Annotated in this window: 11 protein-coding genes; 2 read left to right on the forward strand and 9 right to left on the reverse strand. The window is 71.1% G+C overall.

The features are described from left to right. Positions 1 to 75 precede the first annotated feature (75 nt). The 4 genes from AB0M97_RS28030 to AB0M97_RS28045 all read right to left on the reverse strand — a co-directional run bounded on the left by AB0M97_RS28030 (position 76) and on the right by AB0M97_RS28045 (position 4419). On the reverse strand, positions 76 to 1467 hold the full coding sequence (locus AB0M97_RS28030; protein WP_365963765.1) for a hypothetical protein: 1392 nt from the start codon (positions 1465 to 1467) through the stop codon (positions 76 to 78). After that, positions 1457 to 2020 (reverse strand): DUF6114 domain-containing protein, encoded by a 564-nt coding sequence (locus tag AB0M97_RS28035; protein WP_365963766.1) that lies wholly within the window; start codon positions 2018 to 2020, stop codon positions 1457 to 1459. The genes AB0M97_RS28030 and AB0M97_RS28035 overlap by 11 nt, the downstream gene beginning before the upstream one ends. Before the next feature lie 171 nt (positions 2021 to 2191). Beyond that, positions 2192 to 2824, reverse strand: a complete 633-nt coding sequence (locus AB0M97_RS28040; RefSeq protein ID WP_365963767.1) for a DUF6230 family protein — start codon at positions 2822 to 2824, stop codon at positions 2192 to 2194. 620 nt (positions 2825 to 3444) lie between these two features. Continuing rightward, complete coding sequence (locus tag AB0M97_RS28045) at positions 3445 to 4419, reverse strand: tetratricopeptide repeat protein (protein ID WP_365963768.1); 975 nt, start codon at positions 4417 to 4419, stop codon at positions 3445 to 3447. A 252-nt stretch (positions 4420 to 4671) separates the two neighbouring features. Between AB0M97_RS28045 and AB0M97_RS28050 the strand changes: the two genes are divergently transcribed. Continuing rightward, positions 4672 to 5295, forward strand: a complete 624-nt coding sequence (locus AB0M97_RS28050) for a TetR/AcrR family transcriptional regulator (RefSeq protein ID WP_365963769.1) — start codon at positions 4672 to 4674, stop codon at positions 5293 to 5295. 49 nt (positions 5296 to 5344) lie between these two features. Here the strand turns inward: AB0M97_RS28050 and AB0M97_RS28055 are convergent, their stop codons facing one another. The 3 genes from AB0M97_RS28055 to AB0M97_RS28065 all read right to left on the reverse strand — a co-directional run bounded on the left by AB0M97_RS28055 (position 5345) and on the right by AB0M97_RS28065 (position 8011). Next, entirely contained in the window at positions 5345 to 7045 is a 1701-nt protein-coding gene (locus AB0M97_RS28055; protein WP_365963770.1) for a methylmalonyl-CoA mutase family protein, read from the reverse strand. A gap of 74 nt (positions 7046 to 7119) precedes the next feature. Next, positions 7120 to 7458 carry a DUF3817 domain-containing protein gene (locus AB0M97_RS28060; RefSeq protein WP_365963771.1) on the reverse strand — a complete coding sequence of 113 codons (339 nt, stop codon included), beginning with the start codon at positions 7456 to 7458 and terminating at the stop codon, positions 7120 to 7122. Between the two features lie 43 nt (positions 7459 to 7501). After that, entirely contained in the window at positions 7502 to 8011 is a 510-nt protein-coding gene (locus AB0M97_RS28065) for a MarR family transcriptional regulator (protein WP_365963772.1), read from the reverse strand. 167 nt (positions 8012 to 8178) lie between these two features. Here AB0M97_RS28065 and AB0M97_RS28070 point away from each other — a divergent pair, with 167 nt between their 5' ends. Then, the gene (locus AB0M97_RS28070) at positions 8179 to 9174 is read left to right on the forward strand and encodes a glycoside hydrolase family 6 protein (RefSeq protein ID WP_365963773.1); all 996 of its coding nucleotides are present in this window, start codon (positions 8179 to 8181) and stop codon (positions 9172 to 9174) included. 9 nt (positions 9175 to 9183) lie between these two features. Here AB0M97_RS28070 and AB0M97_RS28075 read toward each other — a convergent pair whose 3' ends face one another. Further along, positions 9184 to 11139, reverse strand: coding sequence for a kelch motif-containing protein (locus AB0M97_RS28075; RefSeq protein ID WP_365963774.1), 1956 nt, complete (start codon positions 11137 to 11139; stop codon positions 9184 to 9186). Positions 11140 to 11142: 3 nt separating this feature from the next. Beyond that, on the reverse strand, positions 11143 to 13011 hold the full coding sequence (locus tag AB0M97_RS28080) for a cellulose synthase catalytic subunit (RefSeq protein WP_365963775.1): 1869 nt from the start codon (positions 13009 to 13011) through the stop codon (positions 11143 to 11145). Positions 13012 to 13323 lie beyond the last annotated feature (312 nt).

Below are 13323 nucleotides of genomic sequence, written 5' to 3' on the forward strand. Positions count from 1 at the left end.
CGAGGGCGCCCCCCGGCGAACGGGGGGCGCCCTCGGCGTTGTTGCGGCTCCCGGACGGGTCCTGGGAGGGCCGGCTCAGTCGGTGATGAACTGATGCAGGCCCGGGACGTGCAGGGTGCCGCCGAACTGGCCGGCCTGCACGACCTTCACCTTCGTGAAGTAGATCACCGGGATGTTCAGCGGCGGCGGGTTCTCCGGGCTGAACGTGATCGGGATCAGGCCGAGCAGGTTGCCGGAGATGCTCTCCGTGTACATCACGGTGTCGCCGTCGCGGATCGTGGACGTCGAGCCCTTGGCCGCCTGCACGTGGTAGGTCTTGCCGGACTGTGGGTCCTTGACCGTCTGGTGCAGGTCGCCGATGTCGGTGCCGTCGGAGATGACGTACTTCAGCACCTTCTTGGTGGAGCCGTTGGCGGTCCGCACCTCGACGATGCCCTGGTAGTCGGCGCCCTTGAGCAGCAGCGAGCTGGCGTCCAGGTACCACGGGTCGTCGGGCAGCGGGACCTTGTTGTCGACCCCGCCCTCGGCGTCCGTGGCGGCCGGGCAGTCGTCCGGGTCGGTCGTCGCGCTCGCGGACGGGCTGGGCGTCGGCACGGCGTCCTTGGCATCGCCCGCCGCGTCGTCCACCGCATCGCCCGCCGCGTCGCCGACGGCGTCGGCGGCGTCCCCGGCCGGGTCGGACACCTTGCCGGTGGCGTCCTCGACAGTGTCCCGCACCGTGTCGGTGACCTTGCCGGTGGTGTCCTTCACGGCGTCCGCGGCGTCGCCGGCCGCTCCGCCGGGCGAGCTGTCCCCGGCCGCGCTCTTGGAGGCGGACGGCGTGGGGCTCGGGCTCGGCGACGTCCTGCCGCCGCCGAGGAGGCCGTCGACGGCGTCGCCGATGCCGTCGAGCAGGCCGCCGCCCCTCTCCGACGGCGACGGGGAGGCCGTACCGGCGCCGCCCGACGTCCCCTCCTTGCCCGTGGAGGCGGACGGGGACGGAAGCGGGGCCGGACCGGCCTCGTCGTCGGAACCTGAATCCGGCGAAGAGGACGACCCATTACCGTCACCCGAGCCCGCGTCCGCACCCGAACCGGAGTCCCCCGAGGTCGCCGAAGGGCTGGGCTCCGGCTGCCCGTCCGCCTCCTCGGAGTCCTCGGAGGGGCTCGCCGAGGGCGACGGCGTGGCGGACGCCGAGGAGTCCTCCTTGCCGTCCTTCTCCAGGGCGGCGACGCAGTCCTTGTACTCGTCGGCGGTCAGGCTGTTCGACGTCGGCTTCACCGCGTCGTTGTTGTCGGCGATGGCCAGCGTGGGGGTGAACCCCATCCCCATGAGCACCGCGGTGGGCATCGCGGCCAGGGCTATCGCCTTCCCGGCCGGCATGTGGAACCTGGTGAACAGCGGCTTCTTGGGTGCCGCGTGGCGCGGCCCGGTTCTCGCACGGGACGCGTCCGCATCCCTCCCGTGGGTCACCTCGTCAGCCGGCACTGTGCCTCCCGTTCGCCCCGTTGGCCGGGCTCGTTCCTGACAGATCGTTCGGCTCGCCCACCCCGTCGGTCTGCTGCGGGATCGTGGCGCCCGGCGCCACGCCCTGCGGGGCGTCCCCCTTGCCCAGGCCGTCCTCGTGCCGCGTCTCCTGCTCGGGCGGCGCGCCCGGCGCCCACGACACGGCCATCGCCCCGCCGATCAGCGCGAGGAGGAAGCCGATGACGAACCCGCCCAGGTTGGACACGGGGATGGACACCAGCGCCAGCAGGATCGCCGCGACGCCCGCGAAGACACGGACGTGCTTCTGGAACCACAGGCTCAGGCCCAGCACGACGAGCAGCACGCCGATGATCAGGGACCCGGCGCCCGCTGTCGTGGCCATCGCCAGCGTCAGGTGGCCGATCCGGAGGTTCGCGTACGGGAAGTAGGCGATGGGGAGTCCGCCGAGCATGACGAACAGGCCGGCCCAGAACGGCCGCATGCCCCGCCAGGCGCGGAACTGCTGCCTCCGACGGGTGAACTGGCCGGTGGCGGCAGGAGTCTCGGCGCTCATGGAAAACAGCTCCCTGGAACGGCGTTGCCGTGGTGGTGAGGTGGTACGTCGTGTGCTGTGTGTGCCGCGTCCGCCGTGCACGCGGTGTGCGCGGTGTGCGCGGCGCGTGAAGACGCGAGCGGTAGGGGACGGGCGGGGGTGCCGTCGGCTCCCCCGCCCGTCAGCGAGTGCTTAGTAGCACTCCTTGACACCCGTCGACAGCGACATCTTCAGGCCGCTGAGCTTGAAGGTTCCGGCGGTGGTCGCCCACGCCGTCTGCTTCACGTCGGTCAGCACGACCGAGTCGGCCTGCTGCGCGAACCCGTACGGGTTGGCGTGGTCGCCCTTGGCGATGCCCGGACCCTTGGCGGCGTCCTTGGCGGCCACACCGATGTCGATGTTCTTGAACGTCGCGTTGGCGTTCAGGTCGGCGACATCGATGTACAGGTTCTCCGCCTGGACCGGCGTGCTTCCGCCGCCCGCCTTCAGGATGAGACTGACATTGCCGAGCAGCGGGACGTCCGGGGTGACCACGGACTGGCACAGGTTCTTGATCGTCGCGGTCTTGAACGCCGAGACGGCGACGGGGTGAGCCGTCTTCTTGCCGTCGAGCGTGTAGCCCGAGTCGATCGCCCCGTACTGCGAGAAGCCCTGACCGTCGAGCCGGTCGGTCGTCACCTTGAACGACTGCCCGGAGACACTGAACGACGCGGCGAGAGCGCCCTGCGCGAGGGCGACACCTATCGCAGCCGTGGCGGCCACGCTGGGCACCATCACGACGGCGAACCGCTTCCATCTGGTCCCGCCACGCACCTGGGACTCCATATTTCCTCCTTCTCGGACGTACATCTCCTGGCCCTGACTGCGCCGTGGACGGCTCAGTCGGGCAGGGATGGGAGAAGTGCTACGTCCTCGGGAAGGAGAGCGCCCGCGCTCGGCGGCGCACACAGCGCCCGAATCACCGGCGATCACCCCCGAGCGACAACCACTGGTCGCGCCTGACACGCATCACGCACAACCTTGCTGGACAGGCTTCGCCGGACGGCGAAGACCCCCCTGCCCAAGAGCCGGCTGCACCGCCGTCGGCTCTGCTCGGTGGGGACCCAGGAACTCCCGCGTCCCGACCGGCTGTCGGGGAAGCGGGAATGGACCGAGCGTGGCCGATCGTGGTGCATTCTCGCCGCCTGCACAAGGGGGTTCGTTACTCGCTAGTAACGGCCGGATAACCGAGCAGCGACCCATGGGTCTCGACCAGCGACGCAGGGTGCCACCCATCCCCCTGACAAAGCCGCTGATCCCTGGACAGATTCTGACAGACCGACGACCCCGACTTACTCGCAGTAACAGCGGCCGCGATTACCAAGTTTTGGTAAAACACGGCCGCGGTGTCGACGTTGTGGAGGTTTCCCCACGCGGGCACCACGCGCCCCCGCGTCGAGGGCCGGTCAGAACAGGGCCCTCGCCAGGGCGCGGCGGGCGCTGATCACCCGGGGGTCGTCGGCCCCCACCACCTCGAACAGCTCCAGCAGCCGCACCCGTACCGCGTCCCGTTCGTCGCCGGACGTGATGCGCACGGTGTCGATGAGCCGCCCGAACGCGTCCTCCACGTGACCGCCGACCAGATCCAGGTCGGCCGCGGCGATCTGCGCCTGGGCGTCGGCCGGCTTGTCGGCCGCGTCCTTGCGCACCCGCTGCGGGTCCAGCCCCTGCACGCGCTGGAGCAACTCGGCCTGGGCCAGGCCCAGTGCGGCCTCCGTGTTGCCGGGGTCGTCCGCGAGCACGTTCCGGTACGCCTGGACCGCGCCGCCGAGGTCGCCCGCGTCCAGCGCCTGTACGGCCGCCTCCAGCAGGGCGTCGTGCGGCCCGGCCGGCCGTTGCGGGGCCTGGGCCGCGCCCGGTGCGGCGTCGGGGTCCACGACGAGGCCGGTCAGGCCGAAGCGCTGCTCGGCGACCTGCACCAGCTGGTCCAGGGTCTGGCGGATCTGCTCCTCGCCCGCGGCGCCCTGGAAGAGCGGCAGGGCCTGCCCGGCCACCACCGCGAAGACCGCCGGGATGCCCTGCACCCCGAACTGCTGCATCAGCATCTGGTTGGCGTCGACGTCGATCTTGGCGAGGACGAAGCGCCCGTTGTACTCGACGGCGAGCCGTTCCAGCACCGGGCTGAGCTGCTTGCAGGGCTGGCACCACTCGGCCCAGAAGTCGATGACGACCGGGACCTCGGTGGAGCGCTGCAGGACGTCGTTCTCGAAGCCGGACTCGTCGACGTCGATGACGAGGTCGGCCGGGGAGACGGCTCCGGACCCGCCGCCCTGCTGTGCCGCTTGGGCGCGCGCCTGCTCCGCCTTCGCCTTGGCCTCCTGGGCCGCCTTCACCGCGGCGAGGTCGACGACTCCGCTCATGGACATGTTCCGTGGCTGCATGCGCCTATCCTCCCCCGTTCGGCGGGCACATGTGAAAACCGCCGTGAAAGCAGGCCGGCCCGCTTGTCTCGCGTGTGCGTCCAGGCCCCGCGCCGGGTCCCCACCCGCGCCGTACGGCCGTCGCTCGCGGGTACGTCCGTCCGCTCGCTTTCGCTACGAGTCGTAGCGTAATACCGGGCGGGTTCCGGCCGGGCACGGTGCCCCGGTGATCTCCCTCACGGCCACGCGGGGCCCGCCGGATAGGGTCGGAGGATGCCCAGCCGTATCCCCGCCGGCCGCACCGGACGACCCCGCAGTGCCGCCGCGGACGCCGCGATCCTGGCCGCGACGCGGCAGGCGCTGGTGGAACTCGGCTGGTCCCGGCTCACCCTGGGTGACGTGGCGACCCGCGCCGGGGTCGCCAAGACGACGCTCTACCGCCGCTGGGCGGGCAAGAACGAGCTGGTCGTGGACGCGGTGGCGGAACTCTTCGACGAACTGCGGCTGCCCGACCGCGGCAGCCTCGCCGCCGACATCGAGGGCGTGGTCACGCAGTTCGCGGCGATCCTGGCCCGCCCGGAGGCCCGCAGTGGCCTGATGGCGGTGGTGACCGAGGCCACCCGGGACGAGGCCCTGCGCGCCCGCATCCGCGACTCGATCGTGGAACGCCAGAAGCGCCTGGTGATGGAGGGCAGGGCCCGCGCGGAACGACGCGGCGAGCTGCCCCCGCCGGCGGACCCGGCGGAGGCCGCCCGCACCATCGACCTGATCTTCGACGTGGTGGCGGGCGCGGTGGTCCACCGCACCCTGGTCAGCGCGGAACCGGCGGACGAGGAGTGGGTCCGGGGCCTCACCAGGATCCTGCTCACGGGCCTGGCCGATTCCGGCCGGTCGTAGAGCCCCGGGGGTGGGGGCGAGCCCACCACGGCCCCGCCCCCGCCGTCCGCTAGAACCCCGCGGGCTCCGTGTAGACGCCCCACTCGTCGCGCAGGACGCCGCAGATCTCGCCCAGCGTCGCCTCCGCGCGCACCGCGTCCAGCATGGGCTCGATCATGTTGTCCCCGGACCGGGCCGCGGCGAGCATCGCGTCCAGCGCGGCACGCACCGCCGCGTCGTCCCGCGCGGCCTTCCGCTCCCCGAGCACCCGCACCTGCTCCCGCTCCACCTCGTGACTGACCCGCAGGATCTCCAGGTCACCCGTGACGGAGCCGGTGTGGCAGTTGACGCCGACGACCCTCTTGTCGCCCTTCTCCAGTGCCTGCTGGTAGCGGAACGCCGACTCGGCGATCTCGCCGGTGAACCAGCCGTCCTCTATGCCGCGCAGGATGCCGGACGTGATCGGCCCGATCGGGTGCTGCCCGTCGGGGTGGGCCCGCAGCCCGCGCTCCCTGATCTGCTCGAAGATCTTCTCGGCGTCGGCCTCGATGCGGTCCGTGAGCTGCTCGACGTACCAGGAGCCGCCCAGCGGGTCGGCGACGTTGGCGACCCCGGTCTCCTCCATCAGTACCTGCTGGGTGCGCAGCGCGATCTCGGCGGCCTGCTCGCTGGGCAGCGCGAGCGTCTCGTCGAGGGCGTTGGTGTGCAGCGAGTTGGTCCCGCCGAGCACGGCGGCGAGCGCCTCGACGGCCGTGCGGACGACGTTGTTGTACGGCTGCTGCGCGGTCAGCGAGACACCGGCGGTCTGCGTGTGGAACCGCAGCCACTGCGCCTTCTCGCTCCGGGCGCCGTACACGTCGCGCATCCAGCGGGCCCAGATGCGCCGCGCGGCACGGAACTTGGCGATCTCCTCGAAGAAGTCGACGTGCGCGTCGAAGAAGAAGGACAGCCCGGGCGCGAAGAGGTCGACGTCGAGCCCGCGCGAGAGCCCCAGCTCCACGTACCCGAACCCGTCCGCGAGGGTGTACGCCAGCTCCTGCGCGGCCGTCGCCCCGGCCTCGCGGATGTGGTAGCCGGAGACGGACAGCGGCTTGTAGGCGGGGATGCCGGCCGCGCAGTACTCCATGAGGTCGCCGATGAGGCGCAGGTGCGGCTCGGGCTGGAACAGCCACTCCTTCTGGGCGATGTACTCCTTGAAGATGTCGGTCTGGAGCGTGCCGTTGAGGACCGCGTGGTCCACGCCCTGGCGCTCGGCGGCGACCAGGTACATGCAGAACACGGGCACGGCCGGCCCGCTGATCGTCATGGACGTGGTGACGTCCCCGAGCGGGATGTCGCGGAACAGCACTTCCATGTCGGCGGCCGAGTCGATGGCCACGCCGCAGTGCCCGACCTCGCCGAGCGAGCGCGGGTCGTCGGAGTCGCGGCCCATCAGGGTGGGCATGTCGAAGGCGACCGACAGACCCCCGCCGCCGTTGGCGAGGATCATCTTGTACCGCTCGTTGGTCTGCTCGGCGTTGCCGAAGCCGGCGAACTGCCGGATGGTCCACGTACGCCCCCGGTAGCCGGTCGGATACAGACCGCGGGTGAAGGGATACTCCCCCGGCCAGCCGATCCGCTCGAACCCGTCGTACCTGTCACCGGGCCGTGGCCCGTACACCGGCTCCACGGGGTCCCCCGAGAGCGTGGTGAAGTCAGCGTCGCGCTTGCGTGCGGCGTCGTACCGGGCCTGCCAGCGACGGCGGCCCTCCTCGATGGCGTCAGCGTCCATACCGTCGAATTTACTTGGACGTCCTAGTAAATGTCGATGCCTGACGGCCGTACGGTCGTCCGCACGGCCCTGGGTCAGGCCTTGACGGCCGCGGGCGAACCCTCGGCGATCTTCGGTTCCACCTCGCGGCTGACGTTGCGCTCCACGAAGAACGCGGCCGTCGGGACGGTCCCCGCGAGCAGCACCCACAGCTGCTTCCTGACCGGCCACTTCGCCTTGGCGCCCAGGTCGAAGGCGAAGACGAGGTAGATCACGTAGAGCCAGCCGTGCGCGATGCTGACGACGCGCGTGAAGCCCTCGGCGCCGTTCATCTCCAGCAGATACTTGGCGATCATGCCGAGGCACAGCAGGATCAGCAGCACGCCAGTGACGTACGCCATGACGCGGTAGCGGGTCAGCACGCTTCGTTTCATGGCTACGAGCGTAACGGCGCGTTCCGGGAGATCCCGCCCCGGGTCATTCCTCCCGGAAGTCCCCCGCGGCGATGCGCAGCGGGCGCAGCATGGCGAAGATCTCCCGGCACTCCTCGGCGTCGTAGACGCCGAGGCCGAAGTCCATCGCCATCAGGTCCCGGGTGGCCGACTCGACCACCTCGCGGCCCTTGTCGGTGATCGACGCGAGGATGCCGCGGCCGTCGTTGGGGTTGGGGCGCTTGTCCACCAGGCCCGACCTGACCAGCCGGTCCACGGTGTTCGTCACCGACGTCGGGTGCACCATGAGCCGCTCGCCGATCTTGGACATCGGCAGCTCGCCGGACTTGGAGAAGGTGAGCAGCACCAGCGCCTCGTACCGCGCGAACGTCAGCCCGTACGGCTTGACCACCGCGTCCACCTCGGCGAGCAGGATCTGGTGCGCGCGCATGATCGAGGTGATGGCGGCCATCGACGGCACGCCTCCCCAGCGCTGCTTCCAGAGTGCGTCGGCACGGGCGATGGGGTCGAAGGACAGACTGAGCGGCTTCGGCACGTCCCAGACCATACCGGCCGGTCACATACCGATCAGCACTGTCTCGCCTTTCGGTCCCCCTGAGGGGGTGGCCGAACCATGTCGGTCCCCGGCAGGATCGTCCGCTCGTGCAACGATTGACGCCGGTCTATCCCTTTTTGTACGCCACCTCTGCCCCAGGGAGCAGCATGCCCCGGCTGATCCACACCCTCGCGGTCCTCGCGCTGCTCGGGCTCACGGCGGGCTGCTCGTCCGCGCCGGCCGTCGACCGGGCCTCCTTCGCCGGTTCCGCCTCCCGGAAGTCGGCCCCCGACACCTCCCCGTTCTGGGTCGACCCCGACAGCCCCGCGGCACGGCAGATCCACACCTGGCAGCAGGAGGGCCGCACCGGCGACGCCGAGCTGCTGAAGCGGATCGCCGACCGCCCCGCGGCCCTCTGGCCGACCGGTGAGGGAGACCCGGCGCCGCAGGTGCGGGCGGCGGCGGGGGCCGCGGGCCGGGCGGGCAGGACGGTCGTCCTCGTCGCCTACAACATCCCGCACCGGGACTGCGGCCAGCACTCGGCGGGCGGCGCGGCCGACGCGGACGCCTACCGGCAGTGGATCGGCAAGTTCGCCGAGGCGATCGGCGACGCCAAGGCCCTCGTCGTGCTGGAGCCGGACGCCGTCGCCCACGTCGTGGACGGCTGCACGCCCGGCGAGTACCACGCCGAGCGCGAGCGGCTGCTGGCGGAGGCCGTCGGCCGGCTGAAGCAGCAGCCTCACACGAAGGTGTACATCGACGCGGGCAACCCGGAGTGGATCAAGGAGTCCGGGAAGCTGGTCGAGCCGCTGCGGCGCGCCGGCATCGCGAACGCCGACGGCTTCGCCCTCAACGTCTCCAACTTCCAGACCAATGAGGCCAACGCCGCGTACGGCCGGGAGCTGTCCAGGAGCCTCGCCGGCAAGCACTTCGTCGTCGACACCAGCCGCAACGGCAACGGCCCGCTGGCGGGCTCCTGGTGCAACCCGCCCGGCCGGGCGCTCGGCACCCCGCCGACGGCCGGCACCGGCGAGCCCCTGCTGGACGCCTACCTGTGGATCAAGCGGCCCGGCGAGTCCGACGGCACCTGCGGGGGCGGCCCGGCCGCCGGGCGGTGGTGGCCGGAGTACGCCCTGGAGCTGGCGCGCAACTCCAAGGCGTGACCGGCCCGTTCACTTCACGTGGATCCACTTGGCCTCGGAGGGCGTGCCCTTCGCGTCCGTCACGAACAGCATGTACCAGCCGGGCGGCACCAGCGCCGGGTCCCGGGGCACGTCGAACGTCACCGACGTGCCCCGCTTCTTGATGCCGAGCTGGATGGAGCGCTGCTCGACGTCCGTCGTGTGGGTCACCGCGCTCGGCCGCATCAGCCGTGCCCGGACGACGCGTTCGGGGTGCGCCGTCCGGAACGTCACCCGGTGCCGGGCGTCCAGCGTCCTCGGGCCGTCCTTCAGCACGGGACGGCTGCCGGCGGCCCGGTGCAGCGCGGGCGGCGTGTAGACCTCCATGCGCTGCTCGAAGTGGCCGAGCTTGGTGTTCTGCTGGTCGTCGAAGAGCGGGTCGGAGCCGAACGTGGCGACCCGGCCGTCGGGCAGCAGCAGCGCCTCCGAGTGGTAGTTGCGGCCCACCAGCGGCGCCGCGGCCTCGCGGAAGGTGTGGGACTTCGGGTCGTAGAACTGGGCCTTGAGGATGTTGCTGGCGCTGCGGCCCCGGTAGTCGCCCGAGCCGTTCGTGGTGAACACCGAGTCGTCCGGCATGATCACGCTGTTGAGGTAGCGGGTGCCCTGCGGCAGGTCCGGGCCGTCCACGAAGGCCGGGTTGTCCTTCTTCAGGTCGATCACCGCCGTGCGCCGGGTCGACTTCCTGGACTCGCCGACGCCCCCGCCGCCCAGGATCATCACCTTCTGGTCCTGCGCCGGCGGCAGCAGCAGTGACGACGAGGTCTCCGTCTGGTCCGGGTCCCGCAGGCCCGGCACCTTCGTGAAGGTGTTCTTCTCCAGGTCCCACAGCCCCGGTGCGCGCCCCTTGTCGGCGGGGCCGTAACCGGCGTTGGACGCCGAGTAGAACAGCTTGTTGCCCTTGGTGAGGAACAGCGCCGGGTACGTCGGGAAGTACCGCTTGGGACCCGGCTTCCACTTCTTCGTCCTCGGGTCGTAGATCTCGTTGTCACCGGGGTCGATCTTGCCGACGTCGTCCAGGCCGGACACCGCGAGGACCCGGCCGTCGTCCAGGCCGACCAGTGTCGGGTACCAGCGGGCCTTGTCCATCGGCTCGACCGGCACGTACTTCTCGGCCACCGGGTCGAACTCGTAGGCGGCGCGGATGCCCTGGTAGTCCTGCTTCTCCAGGGTGATCTTCTCCGACAGGCCGTAGACGTTGGCGGCCTGCTCGCCCTTCAGGCCGACGATCTCGTACTGCGACTGCTTCTCGGTGACCGACAGCGGGCCCTTCTCGACGGCCTCCACCCACACCCGCCGCTCGCTCGCGGTGACCTTCGTCCTCCAGGGCCGCATTGCCCCGGTCCGGTCGTACGTCACCTTGAAGGTGCGCTTGGCCTTCGGGACCGTGACGTCGAACCTGGTGACGTACTCGACGCCCGCGGGCGAGCGGAAGCGGGTGCCCTTCTTCAGGAACACCGCCCTGTCGGGGCTCTCGTTCTTCACGCGCATGCCGCCCCCGGCGCGTTCCACCTCGCCGTCCAGGAGTTCGTAGCGGGCGGTGCCGCCGGCCACCAGCAGGCGGCCGTCCGGGAGCTGGGCGTGGCCGGCGCAGAAGAAGTCCTCGGGGGTCGGGATCTTCTTGAAGGTGTTCCTGCGCGGGTCCCACAGCACGGTGTCGAAGGACCCCGCGTCGAACTTCTTCTTCTCGTTTCCGGACCCGGCCACGATCAGCACCTTGCCGGTGTGCAGGAGCGCCGCGTGAATGGCGTTCGTGCGGTACTCCTCCGGGATGCCGACCTGGCTCCAGGAGCCGTACCTCGCCTGGTACTCGGGCTGGGCGATCTTGTACGCGTGGTACCGGTCGCCCGCGAAGTCCAGGGCGGCCGGGGCGTTGAGTCCGGCGAGGATCGCGACGCCTCCGATGCCCAGGACCGTCTTCCTGGTCCTGCTGGACCGCTGGTGGGGCATGGGCTAGTCGCCTCCTGTCGTGGTACCGGTCACCGGTGAGGTCGCCCCGGTCGTGGCGAAGGCCGGCTCGTGGCCGTCGCCGACGCGGGCGGTCGCGGGCAGCGGCTGCGGCTCGGGGGGTGCCGGGTGCTGCGGGCCCGCCGCGTGCGCCGGACGGCTGCGGAGCAGCAGGCCCCGGGCGCTCCCGCCGAGTCGCTCCCCGCGGTCCTTCAGCAGCGTGACGGCCCATACGGCCACCGGGGCCAGGGATATCGCCGTCGCCAGGAACGCCCAGGTGCGCATCGCCGCGTGCGTGTGGCCGAGGACGGCCGAGGCGACGAGGGAGACGGTCAGGAGCGCCGCCCAGGACAGGTGGATGCGGAAGGTGAGCAGCCGGTCGGGGCTCGCGCCGCCGCCCTTGGGCGTGACGACGAACCGGCTGGGGCGGCGCAGCACCGCCTCCGTGAACGACTTCAGGTAGATCGGCGCGGACAGCGCCGACATCGCCATGCCGGCCAGCCCGCCGGAGCCCTCCGGCTCGTGCGGGGAGACGTTGTGGCGGCGGTTCCACAGATACAGGCCGATCTGGAGGGCCGCCGCGTCGCTGTAGAGCATCAGCCAGACCGACGCGGCGACCTGTGTGCCCGAGGCCCCGAACCAGAGGAACAGGAAGCAGCTGAGGATGCCGAGGAACCAGTTGACCGCCGTCATCGGGTAGTAGACGAGCATCAGCGTGTACGAGAACAGGCGGCCCGGGGGCATGCTCAGCGGGGCCTTCCAGTACTGCTTGACCAGCGTCTCGTAGGTACCGCGCGACCAGCGCATCTGCTGGGTGAAGAAGTCCGTCCAGGAGGCCGGGCCCTCACCGACCGCGAGCACGTCCGGGGTGTAGACGGACCGCCAGTGGCGGCCGGTGAGGGGGGTGCGGGTGCGGTGCAGCTCGAAGCCGGTGGCCATGTCCTCGGTGATCGAGTCGTACAGGCCGCCGATCTGCAGGACGGCCGAGATCCGTACGACGTTGTTGGTGCCGACGAACATGGGGGCGCGGTAGCGGTTGCCGGCGCGCTGGATCAGGGCGTGGAAGAGGAACTGCTGGGACTCGGCGGCCTTGGTGACCGGGTTGTGGTAGTTGCCGTACACCTGCGGGCCCACGACGAAGGCGACGTCCGGATCGCGGAAGTACCCCATCATCCGCTCCAGGAAGTTGGGGAGCGGGACGTGGTCGGTGTCGACGGAGGCGAAGAAGTCGTACCGGTCGCCGTGCATGGCGAGCCAGGCGTTGTAGTTGCCGTGCTTGGTGCGGGCCTTGTGGACGCCCTCGGGGCGGTTCCACTCGGGGACGCCGTGCCGGGTGAAGTGCCGGACGCCGAGCTCCGCGCACAGGGCCTTGGCCTGCTCGTCGTCGCCCTCGTCGAGCAGCCAGACGTCGAGGGGGCCGGTGTGGGTGATCCGGGTGGCGCCCTCGAGGGTGGCGCGGACCATGGCGAGGGGTTCCTTGCCGGGGACGTACGTGGTGAGGAAGGCGACGCGGGTGCCGGGCTCGGGGACGACGGGGACGGGGTCGCGGGCGACCATCGTGGCGTGGGCGACGGAGGCGACGTTGACGAGCATGAACAGCTCGATGAGGCCGATGGATATGAGCATGGTGACGTCGAGGCCGACCAGCCACGTGTCGCCGCCCTCGCGGTCGACCCAGTGCGTCGGCCACACCAGGTACACCAGCAGGGCGCCGGTCAGCAGCGGGGCGAGCGCCATGAGGGCGACGGCTCTTATTCGGTGCGGCTCGCGCGAGAGGAGCGAGGTGTACTGCACCCGGTACGCGTTGTCGGCCGGCTCGGTGAGCGGCCCGGCGAGTCTGCTGTGGGTGTCGTAGTCGTAGCCCTCCGGCGGCACAGCGCCCTCCAGTGATTGACCCGTGATCGAAGCACCGATACCCCTACGAAAGGGGACCTTTACGGGCGTGTCGAACTGTGGAGGGCCAGGTGGGTGGGCGGTACATACGGGGGGTTGGGGGTGCGGGCGGGGTGCCTGCGGCGGCGTGCGTGGGTGCGCGGGGGGTGCCTGCGGCGGCCTGTGCGGGGTCGGTGGGGGTGCGGGTGGCGCGGTTCGTTCGGTGGGTGGGGCGGGGCCGCGCCGGGGGGTGTCCGTCCTCGGAACGGCGCGGAATCGGTGGGCCGTGAAGTGACCGGCGCGGACGCGCCAACC

Origin of the sequence: Streptomyces sp. NPDC051207 (assembly GCF_040682395.1) — a bacterium.
In the GTDB taxonomy this organism is placed as follows: Bacteria; Actinomycetota; Actinomycetes; order Streptomycetales; family Streptomycetaceae; genus Streptomyces.

Excerpts from the sequence above, each read along its gene's own strand:
- AB0M97_RS28035 (WP_365963766.1), bottom strand. The coding sequence starts at position 2,020 with ATGAGCGCCGAGACTCCTGCCGCCACCGGCCAGTTCACCCGTCGGAGG.
- AB0M97_RS28045 (WP_365963768.1), bottom strand. The coding sequence starts at position 4,419 with ATGCAGCCACGGAACATGTCCATGAGCGGAGTCGTCGACCTCGCCGCG.
- AB0M97_RS28050 (WP_365963769.1), top strand. The coding sequence starts at position 4,672 with ATGCCCAGCCGTATCCCCGCCGGCCGCACCGGACGACCCCGCAGTGCC.
- AB0M97_RS28075 (WP_365963774.1), bottom strand. The coding sequence starts at position 11,139 with ATGCCCCACCAGCGGTCCAGCAGGACCAGGAAGACGGTCCTGGGCATC.
- AB0M97_RS28040 (WP_365963767.1), bottom strand. The coding sequence starts at position 2,824 with ATGGAGTCCCAGGTGCGTGGCGGGACCAGATGGAAGCGGTTCGCCGTC.
- AB0M97_RS28060 (WP_365963771.1), bottom strand. The coding sequence starts at position 7,458 with ATGAAACGAAGCGTGCTGACCCGCTACCGCGTCATGGCGTACGTCACT.
- AB0M97_RS28070 (WP_365963773.1), top strand. The coding sequence starts at position 8,179 with ATGCCCCGGCTGATCCACACCCTCGCGGTCCTCGCGCTGCTCGGGCTC.
- AB0M97_RS28055 (WP_365963770.1), bottom strand. The coding sequence starts at position 7,045 with ATGGACGCTGACGCCATCGAGGAGGGCCGCCGTCGCTGGCAGGCCCGG.